This is a genomic window from Gibbsiella dentisursi (assembly GCF_039539505.1).
Lineage (GTDB): Bacteria > Pseudomonadota > Gammaproteobacteria > Enterobacterales > Enterobacteriaceae > Gibbsiella > Gibbsiella quercinecans.
In genome coordinates this window covers 403255-426376 of sequence record NZ_BAABDG010000003.1, presented here as the reverse complement: position 1 = coordinate 426376, position 23122 = coordinate 403255, and the positions used below count along the sequence as shown (strand labels likewise).

The following is a 23122-nucleotide window of genomic DNA, read 5'->3' as shown; positions in this document are numbered from 1 at the left end:
AATTACTGCACAAATCGTTGAGGTTGTCGCTTAGCGGTTGATCCGTTCGAAGCCGGCCGCCAGATCGTCAATCAGATCTTCGGTGTTTTCCAGGCCGATATGCAACCGCACCAGGGTGCCGCTGAAGTCGATGCCGCCTGCCGGGCGGATAGCCGCCAGTTCTTCCGGCTGGTTGGCCAGGATCAGCGATTCAAAGCCACCCCAGGAATAGGCCATGGTGAAATGGCGGAAGTTATCCAGATAGTCGGCAAGCTGCTGGTCGCTTAGGCGCTGCTTGAGCACAAAGGAGAACAGCCCGCTGCAGCCGCTGAAGTCACGCTGGTAGAATTCGTGCCCTTTGCTGCCGGGCAGCGCCGGGTGGTTCACCCGTGCCACTTCCGGCCGCGCCGCCAGCCACTGTGCCACCGCGATGCTGCTTTGCTGGTGCTGCTTAAGGCGCACGCCCAGGGTGCGCAGGCCGCGGCTAGCCATGTAGGCGGTATCGGCATCCACCATTTGGCCCATCAGGTAAGAGTATTCACGCAGTTGATCCCAACAGCGGGCGTTGGCGACGGCGGTGCCGAGCATATAGTCGGAATGGCCGATAATGTATTTGGTGCCCGCCTGGATGGAGATATCAATACCGAAGTCCAGCGCCTTGAACAGCACGCCGGCAGCCCAGGTATTGTCGATCATGATGACGACTTCGGGGTTCACCGCCCGCACCGCTTGCACGATGGCCGGGATATCCTGGACTTCCATGGTGATGGAACCGGGGGATTCCAGAAACACCACCCGGGTATTGGGCTGCACCAGATCGCCGATGGCGGCGCCAATCAGCGGATCAAAATAGGTGGTGCTGACGTTCATGCGCCCGAGAATATGGGTGCAAAAATCCTGCGTAGGCTCATACGCCGAGCCCGTAACCAGTACATGGTCGCCGGCGCTGACGAATGATAAAATAGCGTTGGATACCGCGGCCGCCCCACAGGGGTAAAGTGCGCAGCCGGCGCCGCCTTCCAGTTCGGTCATTGCCTCCTGAAAGGCAAAATGGGTGAGCGTGCCGCGGCGGCCGTAAAACAGCTCGCCTTTCGCACGGTTGGCGGTGGCGTGCTTCTTGGCGGCCACGGAATCGAACACCAGTGAAGAGGCGCGTTGCGTCACCGGGTTAACGGCGCCCTGGGTATAGCGTTTTGTACGGCCTGCGCCGATCAGTGCGGTTTCGATATGTTCTGATTTCATCTGTGGCTCACCTTGGTTACGCTTCACTGCTGGTCATGTTGATGGCCTTTACGTTAACATGGTCAAGAATAGCCATCCAGACGTTTTAACTGCTATGGTGGCAAGTGGCTATAATCTGCTACGCTGGGGCACAGTAGCGCAGCATCATGCTGTTTCAAGCGGCAAGATGTGGCCCGTTAGCCTGCAGGAATGTGAAGCGTCGGCGCCGTTATAGCGGTTTTTTGTTAACCTTTTTAGGCGCTGATGTTGCATGGTAAGGGGATGTATTTCCCTGCTTTTATTGTGGAAGCATCATTTTTTTTCCACAGATGCATTATTGCGCAAATAATAATGATAACTACTATCAATTCACGGTCGGTTTGATATGATCGCAGGCTGATTTATTCTCTGGTTTTTTATTCGGTACATTCTCTAATTTTCGGTAATGGGTGGAGGCGCAGCGTGAAAACGGCTGGCAAAGCGATGAATCAAGGATCTCACGGTACTGGCCGGGGAGTATGGAATGCGATCGGGCGCGGTGTTATTGCGCCGATGGTGTTAATGGTGGGGCTGGCAGGCTATGTGCATGCTGCGCCGGCAACGGCACCGGGCATTGCAGAAAGCGCTGCGCCGGCGGCAACGCCCGCGCCCGCCGCGCCTGAAAATGCAGCACCGCCCGCAGCAGCAGCGCCGGTTATGCCGCAGCAACCGGCCAATGCACCGGCTGAAATGCTGAGCACCGATCTGTCGGTCTGGGGCATGTACGAGCACGCCGATGCCGTGGTGAAAACGGTGATGATTGGCCTGGTGTTGGCCTCTATCGTGACCTGGACCATTCTGTTTGCCAAAGGCAGCGAACTGTTCCGCGCCAAACGCCGTTTACGCCGCGAGCAGCAGGCGCTGGCCGAAGCACGCTCCCTGGATGAGGCCGCAGAACTGGCGCAACAATTCTCGGCGGAAAGCATCAGCGCCGCCCTGCTGAACGACGCGAAAAACGAACTGGAGCTGTCTGCCGATTCCCACGATAACGGCGGGATTAAAGACCGCACCGGGTTCCGCCTGGAGCGCAAAGTGGCGGCCTATGGCCGGCATCTGGGCCGCGGCAACGGCTTCCTGGCCACCATCGGCGCGATCTCGCCGTTTGTCGGCCTGTTCGGCACCGTGTGGGGCATCATGAACAGCTTTATCGGCATCGCCCATTCGCAAACCACCAACCTGGCGGTTGTGGCGCCGGGGATTGCCGAAGCGCTGCTGGCTACCGCTCTGGGCCTGGTGGCGGCTATCCCGGCGGTGGTGATTTACAACATCTTTGCCCGTGTGATTGGCGGCCACCGTGCCCAGGTTGGCGATGTGGCCGCGCAGGTGCTGCTGTTGCTCAGCCGCGATCTGGATCTGGAGGCCACGGCAGAAGCAAAGCGCTCTCAGCACGCACATCAACTGCGGGTGGGTTGAGTTATGGCGATGCACTTGAATGAAGATATCGACGACGCGGGTGAAATGCATGACATCAACGTCACGCCGTTTATCGACGTTATGCTGGTGCTGCTGATTATCTTTATGGTCGCAGCGCCGTTGGCGACGGTGGATGTCCGTGTCGATCTGCCGGCGTCTTCCGCCAAGCCGCAGCCGCGCCCAGAGAAGCCGGTATTCCTGTCGGTGAAAGCCGATGGGCAACTGTACATCGGCGAGCAGACGGTCACCTATGAACAGTTGGTTTCCGTGCTGGAGCAACAGACCAATTTCGATAAAGAAACCACCATTTTCTTCCAGGCTGACAAGAGCGTGAACTATGAAACCCTGATGCGCGTAATGGATACCTTACGCCGCGCGGGCTATCTGAAAGTCGGGCTGGTGGGGATGGAGAGCGCCAGCAAATAGTATGGCGGCAGGGTTATTGAGCCGCCGCGGCTATCAAGCCAGCCAGTTTCCCTGGCTGGCTTTTTTATTGGGGCCTAGCCGCGGGCATGTGCGGCGGCCTGCGCCACCTGCGCATCGGTTGGCCGCACCCCGGTGTACAACACAAACTGTTCCAGTGCCTGCAGCGCTATCACCTCGGCGCCGGTAATCACCTGCTTGCCTTTTTCCCGCCCGTAGCGAATTAACGGCGTTTCCGCCGGCAAGGCAACCACGTCAAAGACGATGCTGGCGGCATCGATAGCGGCAGGTGGAAACGCCAATTGATCCGTTTCCGCGCCGCCGGCCATGCCGATCGGCGTGACGTTGATCACCATCGCCGCTTGCAGATCCCCCAGTTCGGGCTGCCATGAGTAGCCGTACTGCGCCGCCAGCGCTTTACCGGCGGCTTCATTACGGGCGATGATATGGCCGTCGCTGAACCCGGCATCGCGCAGCGCCGCCGTCACCGCTTTCGCCATGCCGCCGCTGCCGCGCAGGGCAAAGCGGGTGGTTGGCGGCACCTGGTATTGCGCCAGCAGTTTGGCTATCGCGATATAGTCGGTGTTGTAGGCGCGCAGATATCCCGCGTCATTGACGATGGTATTCACCGAGTCTATGGCTTTGGCCGAAGGATCGAGTTCATCCAGGAACGGGATGCAGCTCTCCTTGAATGGCATGGAGATCGCGCAGCCGCGGATCCCCAACGCCCTGACGCCCCCCACCGCGGCCTGAATATCCTGGGTGGTGAATGCCTTGTAAATGAAGTTCAGCCCCAGTTCCTGATACAGGTAGTTATGAAAGCGGGTGCCGAAGTTGCCGGGGCGGCCGGACAGCGACATGCACAGTTGGGTGTCTTTATTGATTTCACGGCTCATGGTTGGTCCTTCTCTTTCACGCAAGGTTGACCCATTCAGCTTACGCCAAATGTTAGAGGATTCAGATGCCGGGGGCATTTTTCAGCACAAAATCCTCGGCTTGCTTCGACCACAGACCACCGCTTGCCACCAGTAACTGCTTCAGTTGGCGCAGAAAGTCCGTTTCCGGCTCTTCCTGCAACAACGTATTGAGGCTAATCAGCGGCAGCGCCTTCTGGGTGTACACCATCTTCTTGCCGCCAATGATCTGCGGCAGGTTAAGGGTGGTGTGTGCCGCCGCGTCCAGGCCGAGGATGTGCGAAACCACTTTGCGGACATCGATTTTTTTCTCTTCGATCAGTTTCACCGCGGCGCGCATATCGGCGGTATTGCCGCCGGAGGTGCCGACATAGTGAGTAAACGCATAGTGTATGTCATAGAAATTGATCGGTGCGCTGAAGGCCTTGTCCTGCGGCCCGGCGAAGAAATTGACGCAGCCGTCCGGCGCCAGCAGCGAAGAGGCCAGGGTGACCAATTCGGCCGAAGGCACAAAAATGAAGATATCGTCATAGCCGGCGCCTGCCGTCAGGCCAAGCAAATGGCTGCGCTGATCCGCCAACGTGTGGGCGTTCAAATAATGTACCTGCACGCCGTTATCGGCGGGATAGTGGCGCTGTGCATGGCGCAGTTTTTCTTCCTGGCGATCGGTCACGACCAGCCGTTGCGGCTGCACGGGGCCATGCAGCGCATAGTCAATCGCCAGCAGCCCCATCGGGCCGGTGCCGCCGAGGATTAACAGGTTGCCGCCGGGTTTGATGCCCATGGTGTGGTTATAACTGCCGGCGGCCAGGTGGTAATTGGCATTGAACGCGCCGATGACGCACGACAACGGCTCTACCAGCGAGCCTTCAAAATAGCAGTCGCCCTGGTAGCTAAGCAGGCAGTCCTGTTCCATCACCTCGTTCGGGATCAGCACATGAGTGGCTTCACCGCCCACGAACGGGAAGGAATACCCCGGGCAATCGGGGCGATCCGGCAGTTGCAGGTTGGCCTGAATCACGTAACGGCTGCCGGGGGTGAACTTATGCTGCCATTTTTTGCCGACGCGCAGGATCTCGCCGCAGAACTCATGGCCAATAACGATCGGGTTTTCCGCCACCTTATTCGGCACCTTTTTATGGTCGGCACCCTGGTTGGCTTCTTTCCAGGAGGAAAGGCAGATGCTGTCGGTCATTACCGTTGCCAGGATTTCATCCTCCGCCATGTCCGGCAGTGCAAACTGCTCAAGGCGCAGATCGTTTTTGCCATACAGGCGTAATGCGGTTGTTTTCATAGGGCCCTCTGTATTGTCAGGTAGAAAATCAGGAAAGAATGCCGAACCCGTAGCCGAAGATGCCCAGCCCAAACAGGGAGAAGATCAGCCAAATCGGGTTTATCTTGCGTTTGAGCAGGCGCATCATCAGCAGCGTGAGCGCCAGCGCCAGCAGGCCGGGGCAGAGTTGATCGAGGATGTTTTGCACCGTCATCACCACCGGTTCGCCCTGCGGGCCGGGGGTTTGCGAAACCACCAGCGGCACGTTGATGCTGGTCCACTTGGTGACCAACACCCCCATAATGAATAGCCCGAGGATCGAAGCGCCTTCGGTCAGTTTCTGCAGCAGGTTGCCCGCCATGTCCTTGACGATGTCCACACCCTTGCGGAAGCCGTACTGCAACCCGAACCACTTCAGCGCCAGCCGCACCAGGTTGAAGCAGAAAAAGAACAAAATCGGGCCCATCACATTGCCGCTTAGCGCCAGCGAAGCGCCCAGCGCGGCGGTGATCGGGCGCAGCGTGCCCCAGATCAGCGGATCGCCAACGCCGGCCAGCGGGCCCATCAGGCCGACCTTCAGGCTGTTGATGGCGCCTTCGTCAATGTCGGCGCCGTTGGCGCGCGACTCTTCCATTGCGGCGGTGACACCCAGCACCGGGCCGACCACCGCCGGGGTGGTGTTGAAGAACACCAGATGGCGTTTCATCGCCGCGATCTGATCTTCTTTCAACGGGTACAGCCGTTTGATCGCCGGGATCATGTCGTAGCAGAAACCCAGGCCGTGGATCCGTTCATAGTTGAATGACGCCTGTTGCAGGTTCGAACGCAGAAACATGCGGAACAGATCGGATTTGGTCAGGCGTTTTGGGGAATGGTTCATGGCGATGCTCCTAGTCTTCCAACTCGTCGATGCGTTGGCTATTGCCGCGGGCGGCAGCGTTGTTCGATTGGTGGTAGTTCGGGTTCAGCTGGATATAAATCAGCGCGATAATCAGGCCGATGCCGCCAAAGGCTAACAGGCTGAAGTTGAGGTAGCCGCCGACCAGAAAACCGAGGAAGAAGAACGGCATTAGGTACTTAACGCCCATCATGTTGAGCACCATGGCGTAGCCGACCACCACGATAAAGCCCCCGGCGATCTGCAAACCGCGCGTGACCACTTCCGGGATGGCGTTCAACATTTGGCTGACGGTGTCGGCGCTGACGAACATCGCCACCAGCAGCACCGGAATCGCCACCCGCAGCGCCTGTACCCCAAGGGCCGAGACGTGCAGCAGGTCAACCAGGCCGAAGTTGGCTTTTTCCGCCGCCTTGTCGGCGGCGTGCTGGAATACCACGGTAATGGTGCGGGCGAAGACGGTGAGCACCTGGCCGGCGGCGGCGACCGGCAGCGCGATGGCGATGCCAGTGGGAATGCTTTGCTGGCCGACAATCACCAGAATGGTGGAGATGATGCTGGCGAGCGCCGAATCGGGCGACTGCGCGGCGCCTATATTCATCCAGCCCAGGGCGATCAGCTCCAGCGTACCGCCTAAAATCACGCCGGAAGTCATATCGCCCAGAATCAGGCCGGTGATGGTGCAGGCAATCAGCGGGCGGTGCGTTTGGAACTCATCGAGCACGCTGCCCATGCCGGCAATACAGGCAAAGAGAAATATAAAGATGATTTGTAGGATACTTATTTCCATGATGGTGCGCCTTACGTTTTTTGTGTAAAACAACCCCATGTTTCATGCGGGGCATGAAATGCGATTAATGATTAAATAAAACGACGATTTATTTTTTTAACTGAACTCAACGGCATTAATTTTGCTGATAAAATCTATTTTCGGATCGGAGATCACCACGCGAAGATCCAATTCCACGCCGGCGGCGGCCAACTGTTGAAAAGCCTCTGCGTCTTGTTTATCCAGCGAAACAGCTTTGGTGATCTGCGTTTTACCAATACGGTACGCCATGCCGCCAATATTAATTTTCTTTATCTCGACACCGGCGTTAACCATACGCAGTACATCAGTCGGATTGGTGAATAAATAAAAAACCTTATCGTTGGCGTATTTTTCGTTATTATGAACCGCAACGGCTTTTTCAATATTCACAATATTGACTTTTATGCCCGGCGGCGCGGCCTGTTTTAATAATGTTTTCCGCAGTTCATCGTTATAAACATCGTCATTGCAAATAATGATGCGATCGGCTCTGGCCTCTTTGGCCCAGACCGTGCTGACCTGGCCGTGGATCAGGCGATCGTCGATTCTGGCTAAGTTAATGATCATAAGAAATCCGCCTCTTCTTGTTCCAGGTTCTGTTGCAGGGCGCGCAGAGAGCACACGCTGGCTTTACCCACCTCAAGCAAATGAGCGGCAAGCTGTGTGGCGCTCATGTCATGCTGGTTATCGGCAATTTCCAGGCACAGCGGTAATGAAATACCGGTCACCACCTCCAGCGTGGGATCTTGCTGGGCCAGCGCCGCTGCGGCGTTATAGGGGCTGCCGCCGAACAGATCGACCGCGATAAGCCAGGGCTGCGGCGGCAATTGCGCCATGCAGTGCTGCATAGCGCGCACGATATCTTCGGCGTTTTGCCCCTGGCGGAAGGCCAGCGGGTAGATAGGGCCGGTGGCGCCGTAAACCATCTGTACCGAATCGAGCAGCGCCGCAGAAAGTTCGCCGTGGGCGCACAGGATGATGGGGGTTGGCATCGCTATCCTCCTAGCCGCGCGTCTTGCCGCCGGCAATGTTGTAGGTGACGCCGGTGATATAGCTGGCGCGTTCGGAAAGCAGATAGGTGACGAAATCGGCGATTTCGCTCAGCCGGCCGACGCGCCCCAACGGGATGGCGTTTTTGCTGTAGCCGGCGCGCAGTTGTTCAACGCTGATATTGCGGGTGTAGGCCAGCGCCTGTTCGTAATCCAGCGTGCGCAGGCCGGTTTTTTCCAGGATGCCCGGTGCTACCCCCACCACGCGGATACCGTACTTACCCAGCTCTTTCGCCCATGAGCGGGTGAAGCTGTACATGGCGGCCTTGGTGGCGGCATAGCAGCTTTGCCCTTCGGAGCCTTCCAGCCCGCTCTCCGAGGCGATATTGACGATCACGCCGCTGCCTTGATTCACCATCGTTTTCGCCACCGCCTGCGAGGCCAGATAAACGCCTTTTTGGTTCACCCCGGTCATTTTTTCGAAGGCGTCGTCATTGAGTTCGTAGTCGCTGTTTTCCTGGGCGGGATCGACCAGCAGGCGCGGCAGGTTGATGCCGGCGTTGTTGACCAGCGCGTCAATACGGCCGTGAGTAACCAGCGTTTGGTCGACCAGGTTCGCCACGCTGTGGCGATCGGCGATATCGGTTTGAATAAACCGCAACTGCGGGTGCGGCGCGAATTCTTCCTGGTTGTGATGAACATCGGCCAATTGCACCCGTGCGCCGTTGGCCAGTAATTCTTCAACAATCGCCTTGCCGATGCCGGAAGCGCCGCCGGTGACGATAATCACCTTGTCTTTGATATTTAACCAGTCGTGCATAGTGTTCTCCATCGCAGATATTTATTTTGGGCAAAAGGGGGCCGTCGGCGGTGTATTACCGCTTTGTGGTTTTTATCGTTTATTTACTTATTCATTAAGGGTTAATAGTTTTTCTGCTGTCTCCTTGGTTGTCACCAGACAATTAATATAGCCGCCGCGCAGGGCGCCGATAATACCGGATAATTTTTCATAGGAGTGCGCCACGCCAATGGCGTAATTGGCGCGCTTGATTTTATCCAGTGTGATATTGATGGTTTTTTCTGAAAGATAGGTATCAATACGCTTGCCGGCGGCATCGTAAAAGCGTGAGCAAATATCGCCGGCCACCGCCGCGCTATTAAAATGCGCGATGGCGTCATTGCCGTAAAAGGCGCGCCAGGTGGACTGGCCGGTGATATTTGGCGAACCGATGCCGAACACGGCAATATCGAGCCGATCCCAATATTCAGCGATGGTGCGGTAATGCTGCGATTCCATAATGCCGTCGCGGATCAGCTTTTGTTCAAGAATGGCAGGGAAATCAATCAGTTTAGACTCCGCCCGCATTTTTACCGCCGCGCTGTAGACAATGGTGTTGACGTGGTAGCGGCTTTCCAGCTTGCCGGAAGGCCCGCCGACCATCGGCACGCAGATAGCGCTTTTCTTACCGCAGCCATCAGCCATATGCTCCACGGTGGCCGCCAGCGCGCTGCCCCACGAGAAGCCGATAACATCACGATCCTCAATGATATTATTGAGAAAGTTGGCGCACAGCAGGCCGATGCTGTCGAGTTTCTCCTGCGGCGATTGCTCTGCGCCCACCGGAGAAACAATCGCCTCCTTCAGGCCGTAACGCTGTTTTAAGCGTTGTTCCAGTTGCAGGGTTTCATGGTACTGGTAATTGATGGCGATCGTCACAATGCCCTGATCGCGGATCTTTTTCAGCATCCTGCTGATGGTGGTGCGGTAAATCCCCAGCGATTTCGCGATCTGCGCCTGCGTCAGATCCTGCTCATAATACATTTGGGCAACTTTTATCAACAGGCGCAGATCGTTATTGCTTTCCATTTATTACCCCGGATTGATTTGCACAAATGTGCAAATGGCGTTAGGCTGTTTCTGATTTGATATAAGCATTTCCCTCCGGCAGTGTCAAAACAGCGCACGCGAATATTTATCCATTTCCCGGTATTAACGTTGTATAAAATAAAAAAATACAGAATGAAATAATGCACTAATGTGCATTTTCATCTATTTGGTTGATCGCACTTACTTTTGTGGCAGAAGGAAAAGCGTGCACGTGTGAGCGAAAATCGGCGATGCATCACAGTTTTATTTTGGCGGGGAATAAAGAAACGGCACAAATGTGCATTATTGGCCGGCACTGCGCCAGGCCCGGAGCGGGCCTGGCAAGCGCATCAGGCGTTCAGCGCCTGCGAACCGGGGTGGCGCCAGTGGATGGTGCCGGGCAGGTAAAGGCTGCGGTTGGCCGGCTCACGCTCGTCAATCAGCGCGGTGACCATGTCAAAGCTGAACTGCGCCAGGCCCTGGCAATCCTGGGCAATGGTGTCTATTTTCAGCGTCATGCAGTCAAACAGGTAATGGTCGTCAAAGCTGCACAGGTGGATATCGCTTTCCATCAGCGAATGCTGCGTCAGGTAGCGTAACACCCCTTCCAGGATGCCGCAGGCGGCGGTGAACACCGCCTTGGGCGGCCGGCCAAGCTGGGCGCACAGCTGCGCAAACATCTCGTAGCCGGCGCTGGGGTGATAGTGCCCGTTGATGATCCACTCGGGTTTGCATGCCACGCCGGCGCGTTCAAGGCCAAGCTGGAAGCCGGCCAGGCGATCGCGGGTGGGGGAGATCCGCGGCTGCCCGCCGAGGAAATAGAACTCATCCGGGTGCTGGCGGGCGACGTTTTCCGCCAGCGTGGCGGTCGCGGATACCGAATCGGTGATCACCAGCGGCAGATCTGAATTGGCGATCAGGCGGTCCATCTGCACCACCGGCAGCCGGGCGTTGATCTTCTGGTATTCGGTGTCGTTCAGTTGGCTGGAGGCGACGATCAGCCCGTCGACCTGCCGTTGCACCAGGCTGTTAACCGCCATCATTTCCTGGCTGGGGTTTTCATCGGTGCAGGCGATCAGCAGTTGCAGGCCGGCTTCGCGGCATAGGGTTTCCAGCTCGCGCGAGATAACGGCAAAACCATAGTTGGTCACTTCCGGCACCACCAGCCCCAGAGTATGGCTGCGGCTAGAGCGCAGCGAGCGGGCATGGAAACTGGGTTGGTAGTGGTGCTCATTGGCTAACGCCATAATGCGATCGCGGGTTTCATCTGAAACGCGATATTCCTTGCTGCGGCCGTTGAGCACCAGGCTGGCGGTCGACTTCGACACGCCAGCCAGGGCAGCGATATCACTGATGGTAATGCGTTTATTTTTTTTCACTGACAGCATCTGAATTCGTCACAGGGTGACTCATTCTAGCATGCATGACGCCATCGGCCAGTGTTGTAACGTGACTGTAGCATCTCCGGCCAATGCCAACTGCGGCGCCGGCGTTGGGAAGTAACGCGAACTCATCACCGCTTCGCCGTGGTTAATGAAGATTTCCACGCTGGAACGGTCAAACAGCATCTGCAGGTGCGTCACCTGGCCGCGCCAGTAGCGGTGCTCTGGCTTGCCGCTGTGCAGGTTGGCGCGCGTGAGCTGCAGGCGTTCGCCGTCCCAGGCCAGCGTCATGCCATCGCCGAAGCGGGCGCTGAACGGGCCGCTTGGGGCCAGTTGCAGCTCGGCGCTGCCGATCGCCAGCGCCGGGGCGTCGCCGGCTTTGCCTTGCCACTGGGTGAGTTCGCCGCGCAGTTGCTGCAGTTCGCGCGCCGGCTGTTGGTACAGCTTCGCGTTGTTCCATGTCAGTTCGCGCGGGCAGGTCATGGTGTGGATCCAGCCGTAGCCCACCGTCGGATGGTATGCTTCATCCTGTTCCGGCACGCCCATCCAACCGACCAACAGGCGGCGGCCGTCTTCGGCCTGGGTTGTTTGCGGCGCGTAGAACTCAAACCCGGCGTCCAGCTCATGGAACGCGCCATGGGCAAAACGCGCGGCCTGATAATCCAGGCTGCCGCTAAAATACCCGGCCTGATAAACGTTAAGGTAGCATTCCTCTTGCGCCGCCAGCCCCTGCGGGCAGCAGATCAGCACGTCCTGGCCATCGACGTTAAACAGATCCGGGCATTCCCACATGTAGCCGAAATCACCCAGGCCGTTGAGCCGCGAACCGGCGATTTCGCCCAGCAGCTGCCAGGCGCGCAGATCGTCGGAGCGCAGCAGCAGCACTTTGCCCTGATCTTGTAAATCGCGAGCGCCCAGCACCATGTACCAACTGCCTTGGTGGCGCCAGACTTTGGGATCGCGTACGTGGCCGCTGTAGCCTTCCGGCAGCGGCAACACCGGGCCGAGTTTGTCATACTCGCCCAGTTCACCTTCCCGCGCCAGGCACTGGTAGGCGGTGCGGGAGCCGTCCGGGAACTTCACGTTGCCGGTATACACCAGCACGATGGCGCCGTCTTGCGCCACCGCGGAACCGGAATAGCAGCCGTGGCTGTCATAACAGTTGCCGGGCAGCAGCGCCACCGGCTGGTGCTGCCAGTGCACCAGATCGCGCGATTGCCAGTGGCCCCAGCACTTGCGGGTGTGATCGCAGGCCAAGGGGTTCCACTGATAAAACAGGTGAAAGGTGCCGTTATGCTGGATAAAACCGTTGGGATCGTTCAGCAAACCCACGCTTGGCGCCAGGTGCCAGGCCGGGCGGTGCGGATCGCTTGCGGCACGTTGCTGGCCATTCATCAGGGCCAGCGCTGCCTGTTTCATCAAGCTCAATTCTTCCATTATTCACTGTCCGCCGTGTTGTATTTCAGCAGCAGGGAAACAATAAAGGCGCTGCCGAAAGCGATAACCAAACCAATAATATAGTTCATCAGTGAGCTGGCTTGCGCAATTGCCATGCCGGGAACGGCGGTCAGGCCGACGGCGTTCATCCCCACGTGGTTGGCAACCACCCAGGCGCCGCCCAGCGCGCCGCCGAGCAGTGCGGCCACGAACGGTTTCACAAAGCGCAGGTTGATGCCGAACAGCGCTGCTTCGGTCACGCCAAGCATGGCGGAAAACGCAGAAGGCACCACGATAGCCTTAATCTTGGCATCTTTGGTTTTGAAATACACCGCCAGGCAGGCGCCGCCCTGTGCGATGTTGGCCATGGCCCAGATAGGCAGCAGGAAGTTAACGCCGATATTCGGGTTGCCCAGCAGGCCGGCTTCAATCGCGTGGAAGCTGTGATGAATACCGGTAATGACGATCACGGAGTACAAACCGCCGAACAGCAGCCCAGCCAGCCAGCCGGCGTGGGCAATCAGGTTGCTGAGCACGAAGGAAATGCCGTCGCCCAGGGCGCGGCCGGCCGGGCCGATGAACAGCATGGCGATAAAGCCGGAGATGATCACCGTCAGGAACGGCGTCAGGATCAGATCGAGCGCGTTCGGGATCACTTTACGCAGCTGTTTTTCCAGCAGGCTCATGAACCATACCGCCAGCAATACCGGGAATACCGTGCCCTGATAGCCGATCATGGCGATATCCAGACCGAAGAAATTCATGGTCGGGTAGCCGCTGGCGATGCCCCAGGCATTGGTCAGCGCCGGGTGGATCATAATGCCGCCGAGCGTGGCGCCCAGATAAGGGTTACCGCCGAATTCGCGTGCGGCGGTGAAGCCGATCAGGATCGGCAGGATGATGAATGCCGCAGAGCTGAACATATCCAGCATGATGAACAGGGCGCTGCCGGCATCGGCCCAGCCGTAGGTTTTCACCATACCGAGCAGGCCCATCAGCAGGCCGGAGGCCACAATGGCAGGGATGATCGGCACAAAGATGTTGGAAAGCAGGCGGGCGATGCGTTGCAGCGGGTTCAGTTTTTTCGCGGCGATATTGGCGGCTTCTGATTTGCTGGATTCGCTCACGCCAGCGGCTTTGATAAATTCCGCATGGACTTTGTTCACCAGCCCCGTACCGAAGATCACCTGAATTTGCCCGGCGTTGCTAAAGCAGCCCTTTACGCCTTCCAGTTTACCGATGGCCGCCTTGTCTACTTTGCTGTCGTCGACCAGCACCAGGCGCAAACGGGTTGCGCAGTGTGCCGCGCTAGCGATGTTATCCTTACCACCGAGCAGTGGTAACAACGCCTTGGCGGTTGCAGTAATATCCATGTTATCCCCTATATATACAAAAACGCCGCTGTTGGCTTCGCCACAGCGGAAATGAGTCGGTCAGCGTGAGAAACGTACTGAAAGCCCGGTTCAGGCGCCGGTTTGTCTGTGCGTCGCAGCGCGCGCAAGACGGTTGCGGCCGAAACCAAAATGCCGGGCCAGGTAAACGGGGGAACCCCGTTATGCCAGCCAGATAGCGTGGGTTTTCACCATGCTGATGCGTTATATGAACGCATTATGATGTTTGCTAAATTGCTAAACCGATTTTTCTTGGCCGTAAGATAATAAATGTCCGTGTAACTTGGCAACGAAGTTGACGAATACGATCCCGCTAATGTGATCAAGCGCCCAATTTAGCCCGAAAACTGACGGTTTATTGACCAAATACATAAGTGCTAAAGGAACTCGCCATAACGCCATTCATCGCAACAAACATGAATGGCGTTGTCGCACGGGCCTGCCTCGCAAGCCTATATGGTGCTCAGGCTTGCTGATGCAGGTGTTTTTTCAGGAAAGCCATCAGTTCGTTGGCGCGCGGCAGCGCCGTCATGGCGCCTTTTTCCGTGGTCGCTAACGCGCCGCAGGCCTGGGCCTGGGCGATCACCGCTGCCCATTCGTCGTCATTCGGCAGGCGGCCTAGCACCGCCAGTGCGGCCAGCAGCCCGGCCACGAAGGCATCGCCTGCGCCGGTGGTGTCCACCGGAGTGATCGACATGGCGTTGAAATGATGATGCTGTTTGCCATCGTGAATGCAAACGCCTTTGCCGCCGAGGGTCACCAGCAACAGCTTCAGCGGGAAGTGAGCCATCATCCAGTCAACCGCGCTTTCCAATTCATCAATCTTGCTGATGAAGCTCAGCTCATCCTGCGAGATTTTTACCACGTCGGCCAGCATCAGCGCTTGTTCCAGATTCCGGCGTAGTTCTTCCGGGTCTTTCCAGATGTCTTCGCGGATGTTGGGATCAAAGCTGACCCAGCCGCCTGCGGCCCTGATATTTTCCATCGCGGCGAACGTGGTGCTGCGGCTGGGTTCCTGGGAAAGCGCGATAGAACACACATGCAGCCATTCGCTGGATTGGAAGGTTGGCAAATCGCTGGGTTGCAGGAACAGATCGGCGCTGGGGCTGACCATGAAGGTGAATGAGCGCTCACCTTGCTGATCCAGATCCACGACTACGGTCGACGTGTGGTATTCGTTGTCTTGCGTCATATGCTGGGTGTTGACGCCTTCGTCACACAGCACCTGTTGCAGGAAAGAACCGAAACTGTCGTTACCCACGCGGCCGATAAAGGCGCTGTTGCCCCCCAGACGCGCGATGCCTACCGCAACGTTGGCCGGTGCGCCGCCGGGGCATTTTAGGTAACTGTTTGAATTTCCTGGCACCAGGTCGACGACGGCGTCACCCAGAACCCACACGCGATTAGCCATGATTAATCCCTGCTTTTTTAACGTAGATAGATGGGGTGCTAAAATAGAAGAACCGATTTAGCAATGCAACAAATTATCTGAGAGATGTTAACCAGATCAAAATTGTGAGCCGTCATCGGGCCATTTTTTTGCAATAGTTGCTTTTCTCCCCGGTAAAGCGCCGGGGAGCATTGCAGATTAACCCAGTTTTGGGTATATGCCCGGACCAATCGGCAGGCCAAGCGCATACCAGGCCAGCAGCAACAGGATCCAGACGCTGAAGAATACCAGCGGGTAGGGGATGATCAGCATGTAGTAAGTGCCCAACTGCGCATCTTTGCGGTAGCGCTGCAAGAAGCCGAGGAACAGCGGCAGAAACGGCGACATCGGCGCCAGCGGCAATACGGAGGAGTCGGCGATGCGGAAAATCATCTGGGCGAACGCCGGGTGGAAGCCCAGCAGGATGAACATCGGCACGAAAATCGGCGCCAGAATCGACCAGATGGCCGAACCGCTGGCGATAAACATGCACAGGAAGGCGGAAAGGAACATCAGGCCAAGAAACGCCGGCGCACCGCTCATGCCGGCGGCTTCGAGCATATCCGTCAGGCCGATGGCCATGAACTTGCCCATGTTGCTCCAGTTGAAAAAGGCGACAAACTGCGACAGCGGAAACACCATCACGATAAAGCCCGCCATATTTTTCATTGGATCGATCAACAGGTTGGGAACGTCATCCGCACGGCGGATCTGTTTGGTGACCACGCCATAGGTAATGGCAACGGCGAAAAAGAACAGGATGATGATCGGCACGATGCCTTTGATGAACGGCGAAGGGATGATCGAACCGGTTTTCGGATCGCGCAGCGGCGCGGATTCCGGCACCACCAGCGCGGCGATCGCCGCAATAAAGATCAGCGCGGCAATGCCGCTCATCATCAGGCCACGATTTTGCAGCGGGGTCAGTGCTTCAATTTTGTCTTCGGCGCCGCCTTCCCAGGCCGGCAGGCGGGGTTCAATGACCTTATCGGTCAACAGCGCACCGGCGATGGTCAGCACGATCACCGAGGTGGCCATAAAGTACCAGTTGTCGATCACGCTGACGTGCAGCGCGCCGTCCACCGCTTTGGCCGCTTCGGTGCTAATGCCGGAAAGCAGCACGTCGGTGGTCACGATCAGCAGGTTGGCGGTAAAGCCGGAGGCGACGCCGGCGATGGCGGCCAGCAGCCCGGCGATCGGGTTGCGGCCAACCGCCAGGAAGATCAGCGCGCCCAGCGGCGGCATGACTACCAGCGCGGCATCTGAGGAAATATGGCTAAAAAAGGCGATAAACAGCACCATATAGCTGGCGTAGCGGGCATTGACGTACGAAGCCATTTTGTACATCAGCGCCTGCAATAGCCCGACTTTTTCCGCCAGCCCGGCGCCGATCACCAGCGCCAGAATCGCCCCCAGCGGGGCGAAGCTGCTGAAGTTGTGGATGATATTGGGGAAAATCCACTGGATCCCTTCCACGCTCAACAGGTTTTTCACCTGGATCTGTGCGCCGTTGGCCGGGTTTTTCACCACGACCCCAAGCCAGGAGAACAGCGCGGTGGCCAGCATCAGAATAATAATCAGATAAACGAATAACAAAAACGGATTGGGAATTTTATTCCCGATGCGTTCAACCCAGTAAAAAATGCGGCTGGGTTTTTTATCGGCCGCGTGAATCGCCTCATTCATATTCTACCCTCGGTGTTTGTCCTGTTGTGATATCCCATAATTGGCGTTGCGCCGTTGCCGGGCGCTGCGCCATTTTTTGCCGTGGGAAATTATTATTATTTGATTTATTTATAATTATTTTGTGTTGTGCTTGTTCCCGCCGCCCCAGCCTGCGCTGGGGGACGGTTATACCTACAGCGGCGAGGGTTTACCCCCGCCGGGTGGCTCATCGTGCCTCGCCAAAACTTGGCAGGTTGAGCGCCAGGGTCGCCAGGGTTTTCACCGCCACGGCCATGACCTGTTCATTGAAATCAAACTTTTCATTGTGGTGGCCGGCGCTCAGTTCGGTGCCGAAAATCACGTATGACGCCTGGCCGCCGTGCGCTTTCACCCGCTCCATCATGTAGGTGGCATCTTCCGAACCGGCCGCCTGTTCACGGCGTTGCACCACCGAGCGCAGTTCGCTGATGCCCTGGGCCTGGCGCTGGATATATTCCACCCACGGTTGCGTTGGTTTGCTGCTTTGCGCGGCTCCCATCAGGGCAATATCGCAGGTGACGCCGTGCATCTGGGCGGCGCCCTGAATCACGTTCAGCGCCTGTTGATAGACAAACTCGTTGATTTCATTGGTGGCGCCGCGGGTTTCCACCTTCATTAACGCGCGATCGGCAATCACATTGCGCCCGCTGCCGGCCTGCAGCACCCCTACGTTGATGCGCGAAGCGCCTTCGCTGTGGCGCGGGATGGCATAAAGCCCTAGGGTGGCCTGCGCCGCCGCCAGCAGTGCGTTGCGGCCGTCTTCCGGCTTGGCGCCGGCATGGGCGGCCGTGCCGCGAAAGGTGACGTCCAGCTTGCTGGTGGCCATAAAGCTGTCGCTGCCGCACACCAGTTCGCCGGTGGGTACGCCGGTGCCGATATGGGTGGCGGTAAAGAAATCGACGTCGTCCACGACCCCGGCTTCCACCATGGATTTCGCGCCGCGCGTGCCTTCTTCCGCCGGCTGGAAAATCAGTTTGATGGTGCCGCTGAGCTGCGCTTCCAGACGTTTGAAGACGTGCGCCAGCCCCAGGCCGATGGCGGTGTGGCCGTCATGCCCGCAGGCATGCATCATGCCGCTGTTGCAAGAGGCGAAACCTTCGCGGAACGGCAGGTGCGCCGGTTGCAGCAGTTCGTCCAGATCGAGGGCATCCATGTCGACGCGGTAGGCAATGGTTGGGCCGGGGCGGCCGGTTTCCAGCGTGGCGACAATGCCGGCGAAGCCGCCGGAAAAGTACGGCAGCCATTTCTCCAGCGCGCCCTGTTCGCGCGCGCGTTGCTCCTGCGCCAGCAGCGCTTCGGCCGAAGGCAGGCCCATACGGGCATCGGCTTTGATGACTTCGCGGCCAAGCTGTAGCCGGTAACCTAAGCGATCCAACTGTTCCGCCACCAGCGTGGCGGTGCGGAATTCAAACCAGCCGGATTCCGCATAGCGGTGGAAGTCACGGCGCCAGGCCTGGAGCTGGGGCGAAAGTTCGGCGATTAACGTTGAGAGTGTGTCCATCGTGATTTTCCATAGTTATCGCGCCTGCGCAAAAGGCAGGCAGCATTGAAGCTCTGATCAATTGCATGAGAAAAAGTGTTAAATATTGCTTATTTCCATCGAAAAAGCGGAAAATTTTGCTAAATGTGTAAAATAACGGATGGTTATTTATTATGCTTTTTCTCGAATGTACACAATGGAAACCGGATAAATAAGATGCCAATATCTTGTTATTGATAAACAACGGTTATCACCATTGCCTATGCCCGCCGCAATAAAACTGCATCAGCTGCGCGCCTTTGTGGCCGTTAGCCGCCACGGCAGCATTCGTGCCGCCAGCCGCATTTGCCATATTTCCCAACCGGCGCTGACCAAATCGATTCAGGAACTGGAAGCGTTTTTGGGCGCCAGGCTGTTTATCCGCCGCCGCGAGGGAGTGGTGCTGACGGACTGCGGCGATAACTTTTTTCAGCACGCCAGCCTGATTCTGGAAGAGCTGCGCGTGGCGCAGGAGGATATTCAACAGCGGCTGGGGCTTGCCGGCGGCACGGTGAACATCGGCATCGGCGGCAGCATTGCGCGCACGGTGATGCCGCAGGTGATCACGCAATTTCACCGCGAGTATCCCAACGTGAAGGTGCGTATCGTCGAGGGGCAGTTGGTTTCGATGATCCCGGCGTTACGCCAGGGGGAGCTGGATTTTACCGTCAATACCTATTATCCCTGCGGCCAGGATAATGAATTGAGCTATGAACGGCTAATGGATAAAGAGTACAAGGTGGTGGTGCGTAAGGGGCACCCGCTGGAAGGAGCAACAACGCTGCAAGAATTGCAACATTGCGACTGGACCATGCCGACGCCGCAGGGCAGCTACTATCGGCTGTTACATGAATTGTTCGGCAATATGGGAATACTGCCTGCGGTCAGCGTGACCTGTGAAACCTTCATGAGTTGCACCAGTCTGGTGGCGCAGAGCGATTTCGTCAGCATCCTGTCGGTGGATGTGATCTCGGATCCGATCATGGGGCGCCATCTGGTGGCGTTGGATTTGGCGGAAAGCCTGCCGAGGGCGACGTTTTACCTGGTGCAGCGTAAGGACACGACGCTGACGCCGGTGGGGGCGCATCTGGCGCGCCTGTTCCGTATTTACTGCCGTTGACCTTAAACGGGAAAGGGGCGGCGCCCGCTGTGCAGGCGCCGCCTTTATCGGCTGCGGTTACGCCTTGCGCCAGCGGCGGGTCAGGCGTTTTTCAATTTCGACAATGATAAACAGCGCGACGCCGATGCCCAACGCAATCAGCCAGTAACGGAACGGCAGCGGTTGGGTGCCGAACAGCGTGTTCATCAGCGGTACGTAGATAATCAGCGCTTGCAGCGCGACCAACGCGGCGGTGACGATCCAAATCCCTTTGTTCTGCAACAGGCCGCGGTTGAGCGAGAAGTGCTCGGAATCACGGCAGTTGATCATATACACCCACTGGGCGGTGACCAGCGTTTGCAGCAGCACGGTGCGGATAAATTCCGGGCTGTAACCGCGTGGCTGCAGCCAGGCTTCCAGAATAAAGGTGCTGATCGAGATCAGCAGCCCGACAAACACCACGCGCCAAATTGCGTAGCCGTCCATCACATGGCTTTTAACATTGCGCGGCGGGCGCCGCATGGCGTTTCTTTCCGCCGCTTCAAACGCCAGGCCGAAGGAGAGGGTGGCGGAGGTCGCCATGTTCATCCACAGAATTTGCACCGGCGTCAGTGGCAACAGGTTGCCCATCAGGATGGCGATGATGATCAACAACCCTTGCGCCAGGTTGGTCGGCATGATGAACAGGATGGTTTTTTTCAGGTTATCGTAAACCCGGCGGCCTTCTTTAACGGCATTGGCGATGGTGGCGAAGTTATCGTCCGCCAGGATCATATCGGCGGATTCTTTGGTTACCTCGGTGCCTTTAATCCCCATGGCGATGCCCACGTTGGATTGCTTCAGCGCCGGCGCATCGTTCACCCCGTCGCCGGTCATGCCGACGATTTCACCGGTTTTCTGCAGTGCCTTCACCAGGCGCAGTTTATGTTCCGGGCTGGTGCGGGCAAAGATGTCGTATTTCTGGGCGACGTCTTTAAGTTCTTCATCGTCCATGTGCTCAAGCTGATAGCCGGTAACGGAATCCGCGCTGTTGCCGATCCCCAGCATTTTGCCGATCGCCATCGCCGTCTCCTGGTGATCGCCGGTGATCATCTTCACGCGAATGCCGGCCTGTTGGCATTCGTCGATCGCGGTGATGGCTTCAGGGCGCGGCGGATCCATCATGCCGGCGATGCCGATCAGGATCATGCCGTCGTGCAGCATCGGGTGATCGAGTTTGTCGATCACCTCCTGCGGCGCTTTCCAGGCGGCGGCCACCATACGTAGGCCTTCGCGTGCGTAGCGTGCAATGGCGTTTTCCCAGTAGGTTTTATCCAGCGGTTCGGCGCCGGGCGCCGTTTGCTGGAATTGGCACAGGTTCAGCAGGACGTCCGGCGCGCCGGTCAACAGAATTTGCGGTTGATTGTCGACTTTACAGGCGATCGCCATATATTTGTACAGCGAATCAAAGGGGATCTTGGTGGTGATTTCATTCTGGGTGGCCGGCAGCCTGGCCTTCGCCGCCAGTACCTTCAGCGCCCCTTCGGTCGGGCCGCCGGTGATGGACCACAGCCCTTGTTTGTCCTGCCGCAGCTGGCTTTCGTTACACAAATCCACGGCGCGCAGGAACTGGCTCAACAGCGGCGAGCTGTCTGGGGCGGTTGCGGTGGTTTCGCCATCGATATAGAAATCGCCCTGCGGCTCGTAGCTGTTGCCTTCCACCCGCCAGGTTTTATCTGCCAGGATCACCGCTTTCACCGTCATTTCATTCATGGTCAGCGTGCCGGTTTTATCCGAGCAGATCACCGACATGGCGCCCAGGGTTTCAACCGTCGGCAGTTTGCGAATGATGGCGCGCGAACGGGCCATGGCCTGTACGCCGAGCGAAAGAATAATCGAGATGATTGCCGGCAAGCCTTCCGGCACGGCGGCTACGGCCAGGCTGATCACGGCCAGCAGCAGGTCCGGCAATGGCATGTCGCGCAGCATATAGCCAAAAATTAACAGGCCGGCCATCATGAACAGGATGATGACGAAAATCGCCTTGCCCAGCTTATCAATCTGCACCAGCAGCGGGGTTTTGTTCTCCTCAATAGAGGAGATCATTTCGTTGATATGCCCAAGTTCCGTATTGCCGCCGGTGGCGATCACCACCCCAACGGCGGTACCGGAGCTGACGGTGGTGCCGGAGAACGCCAGGTTTTTACGATCGCCCAGCGATTTTTCGCCTTCGAGCCGATCGATTTTCTTTGAGACGACGGTAGATTCCCCGGTCAGAATGGCTTCTTCCACCCGCAAATTATGCACTTCGATCAGGCGTAGATCGGCGGGAATACGATCGCCAGGGCGCAGCAGGACAATATCGCCGGGAACCAACTGTTCGGTGCCAAGGGTCATATGCTGGCCATCGCGCGATACCTGCGCCTCGTTGGACAACATATTCTGAATGCTTTTCAGCGATTTTTCCGCGTTGTTTTCCTGGATAAAGCCGATGAGTGCGTTAATCACCGCAACGCCGAGGATCACCAGCGTATCGACCCAGTGGCCCATAATGGCGGTGACAACCGCAGCCGCCAGCAGGATATAGATCAGCACATCTTTAAAATGCGCAATAAATTTAATAAATAATGATTTGGATTGTGCCTGCGGTAAGACATTCGCCCCATATTGCGTTAAACGTTGCTGTGCTTCAGCGCTACTCAGGCCGCTTGGTGTGGTGTTGAGTGCAGACAGGCTTTCTTCAACACTGCGCTGATACCATTCTTCCTGGGGTGAAATAGGATCCACGACAGGTGGCTTTATATCACTCATACGTCTGACTCCTGTTTGATCCGGTTAATCCGGTTAGACATCATGGGGACAACCTTAAATTTCATAAAAAAAATGTTAAAAAACGGTGTGGGAATTTTGAAATATTTTTTCTTTGTTTTTTTATCCAATAAATAGGCATTTTACGGTTTTTCTAAATCAAAATATAAATCAAGCTTAAACCATAATATATTAAATACCACATTAAGATGTTTTTTAGCTTATAATCAAATTTATAGTCTTTCAAAACAGTTGGTTATAATTTTTTTGGCACAAAATGTGGCGATTTCCTTACGGGCGCGCAATAGTTAAAGATGGCGTGTCAATAATGAATACATACTCTATTGAGTGCCGAAATTGCGTTGACCAACCGTTTGTCTTCAATCTGACATCGGTAAGCAGCAATATAGGGTAGCACTACTGAATATAGGGAATATTGTTCTTTGCCATTCATTTTACAGGTGGCTTCTTGCCTGCTCTAACAGGAAAAAGGCGAGCGTTTGCGCTTTGGGGCCAGAAAAACTATACCCCGTACGTATGAGGTGAA

Annotated in this window: 19 protein-coding genes; 3 read left to right on the top strand and 16 right to left on the bottom strand. The window is 56.9% G+C overall.

What is annotated here, in order from left to right; all coding sequences use genetic code 11:
• Nucleotides 1–30: 30 nt before the first annotated feature.
• A complete protein-coding gene (gene metC / locus ABFX35_RS12585; RefSeq protein WP_279028553.1) occupies nucleotides 31–1221 on the bottom strand; it encodes a cystathionine beta-lyase in 1191 nt (396 codons plus the stop codon).
• A gap of 441 nt (nucleotides 1222–1662) precedes the next feature.
• On the opposite strand from metC, the gene exbB reads away from it, so the two are divergent.
• Both exbB and exbD read left to right on the top strand, forming a co-directional pair.
• The gene (gene exbB / locus ABFX35_RS12580; RefSeq protein WP_279028554.1) at nucleotides 1663–2652 is read left to right on the top strand and encodes a tol-pal system-associated acyl-CoA thioesterase; all 990 of its coding nucleotides are present in this window, start codon (nucleotides 1663–1665) and stop codon (nucleotides 2650–2652) included.
• Nucleotides 2653–2655: 3 nt separating this feature from the next.
• On the top strand, nucleotides 2656–3078 hold the full coding sequence (gene exbD, locus ABFX35_RS12575; protein WP_279028556.1) for a TonB system transport protein ExbD: 423 nt from the start codon (nucleotides 2656–2658) through the stop codon (nucleotides 3076–3078).
• A gap of 74 nt (nucleotides 3079–3152) precedes the next feature.
• Here the strand turns inward: exbD and ABFX35_RS12570 are convergent, their stop codons facing one another.
• The 14 genes from ABFX35_RS12570 to ABFX35_RS12505 form a co-directional block, all read right to left on the bottom strand.
• Nucleotides 3153–3971 (bottom strand): shikimate 5-dehydrogenase, encoded by an 819-nt coding sequence (locus tag ABFX35_RS12570; RefSeq protein ID WP_279028558.1) that lies wholly within the window; start codon nucleotides 3969–3971, stop codon nucleotides 3153–3155.
• 61 nt (nucleotides 3972–4032) lie between these two features.
• The gene (locus ABFX35_RS12565; protein ID WP_346081403.1) at nucleotides 4033–5283 is read right to left on the bottom strand and encodes a zinc-binding dehydrogenase; all 1251 of its coding nucleotides are present in this window, start codon (nucleotides 5281–5283) and stop codon (nucleotides 4033–4035) included.
• Nucleotides 5284–5311: 28 nt separating this feature from the next.
• A complete protein-coding gene (locus tag ABFX35_RS12560) occupies nucleotides 5312–6142 on the bottom strand; it encodes a PTS system mannose/fructose/sorbose family transporter subunit IID (RefSeq protein WP_095847206.1) in 831 nt (276 codons plus the stop codon).
• A gap of 10 nt (nucleotides 6143–6152) precedes the next feature.
• Complete coding sequence (locus ABFX35_RS12555) at nucleotides 6153–6950, bottom strand: PTS mannose/fructose/sorbose transporter subunit IIC (protein ID WP_279022717.1); 798 nt, start codon at nucleotides 6948–6950, stop codon at nucleotides 6153–6155.
• A gap of 96 nt (nucleotides 6951–7046) precedes the next feature.
• The gene (locus ABFX35_RS12550; RefSeq protein WP_279022789.1) at nucleotides 7047–7538 is read right to left on the bottom strand and encodes a mannose/fructose/sorbose PTS transporter subunit IIB; all 492 of its coding nucleotides are present in this window, start codon (nucleotides 7536–7538) and stop codon (nucleotides 7047–7049) included.
• Nucleotides 7535–7963 (bottom strand): PTS sugar transporter subunit IIA, encoded by a 429-nt coding sequence (locus ABFX35_RS12545; protein ID WP_121525359.1) that lies wholly within the window; start codon nucleotides 7961–7963, stop codon nucleotides 7535–7537. Before ABFX35_RS12545 ends, ABFX35_RS12550 begins: the two co-directional genes overlap by 4 nt.
• Nucleotides 7964–7973: 10 nt before the next feature.
• A complete protein-coding gene (locus ABFX35_RS12540; protein ID WP_346081400.1) occupies nucleotides 7974–8780 on the bottom strand; it encodes an SDR family oxidoreductase in 807 nt (268 codons plus the stop codon).
• 87 nt (nucleotides 8781–8867) lie between these two features.
• Nucleotides 8868–9827, bottom strand: a complete 960-nt coding sequence (locus tag ABFX35_RS12535; protein ID WP_346081398.1) for a sugar-binding transcriptional regulator — start codon at nucleotides 9825–9827, stop codon at nucleotides 8868–8870.
• 350 nt (nucleotides 9828–10177) lie between these two features.
• On the bottom strand, nucleotides 10178–11215 hold the full coding sequence (locus tag ABFX35_RS12530) for a LacI family DNA-binding transcriptional regulator (protein WP_165907041.1): 1038 nt from the start codon (nucleotides 11213–11215) through the stop codon (nucleotides 10178–10180).
• A 21-nt stretch (nucleotides 11216–11236) separates the two neighbouring features.
• The gene (locus ABFX35_RS12525) at nucleotides 11237–12646 is read right to left on the bottom strand and encodes a sucrose-6-phosphate hydrolase (protein ID WP_346081395.1); all 1410 of its coding nucleotides are present in this window, start codon (nucleotides 12644–12646) and stop codon (nucleotides 11237–11239) included.
• Nucleotides 12646–14019: a sucrose-specific PTS transporter subunit IIBC gene (locus ABFX35_RS12520; protein WP_346081393.1), complete on the bottom strand. Its 1374-nt coding sequence runs from the start codon at nucleotides 14017–14019 to the stop codon at nucleotides 12646–12648. The genes ABFX35_RS12525 and ABFX35_RS12520 overlap by 1 nt, the downstream gene beginning before the upstream one ends.
• A 481-nt stretch (nucleotides 14020–14500) precedes the next feature.
• Complete coding sequence (locus tag ABFX35_RS12515) at nucleotides 14501–15448, bottom strand: aminoimidazole riboside kinase (RefSeq protein WP_346081391.1); 948 nt, start codon at nucleotides 15446–15448, stop codon at nucleotides 14501–14503.
• A 177-nt stretch (nucleotides 15449–15625) separates the two neighbouring features.
• Complete coding sequence (gene abgT / locus ABFX35_RS12510; RefSeq protein WP_279022723.1) at nucleotides 15626–17152, bottom strand: p-aminobenzoyl-glutamate transporter; 1527 nt, start codon at nucleotides 17150–17152, stop codon at nucleotides 15626–15628.
• Between the two features lie 205 nt (nucleotides 17153–17357).
• Nucleotides 17358–18671 (bottom strand): M20 family metallo-hydrolase, encoded by a 1314-nt coding sequence (locus ABFX35_RS12505; RefSeq protein ID WP_279022724.1) that lies wholly within the window; start codon nucleotides 18669–18671, stop codon nucleotides 17358–17360.
• A 241-nt stretch (nucleotides 18672–18912) separates the two neighbouring features.
• Here ABFX35_RS12505 and ABFX35_RS12500 point away from each other — a divergent pair, with 241 nt between their 5' ends.
• Complete coding sequence (locus ABFX35_RS12500; protein WP_279022725.1) at nucleotides 18913–19809, top strand: LysR family transcriptional regulator; 897 nt, start codon at nucleotides 18913–18915, stop codon at nucleotides 19807–19809.
• 57 nt (nucleotides 19810–19866) lie between these two features.
• Here the strand turns inward: ABFX35_RS12500 and ABFX35_RS12495 are convergent, their stop codons facing one another.
• A complete protein-coding gene (locus ABFX35_RS12495) occupies nucleotides 19867–22578 on the bottom strand; it encodes a cation-transporting P-type ATPase (protein ID WP_346081388.1) in 2712 nt (903 codons plus the stop codon).
• Nucleotides 22579–23122 lie beyond the last annotated feature (544 nt).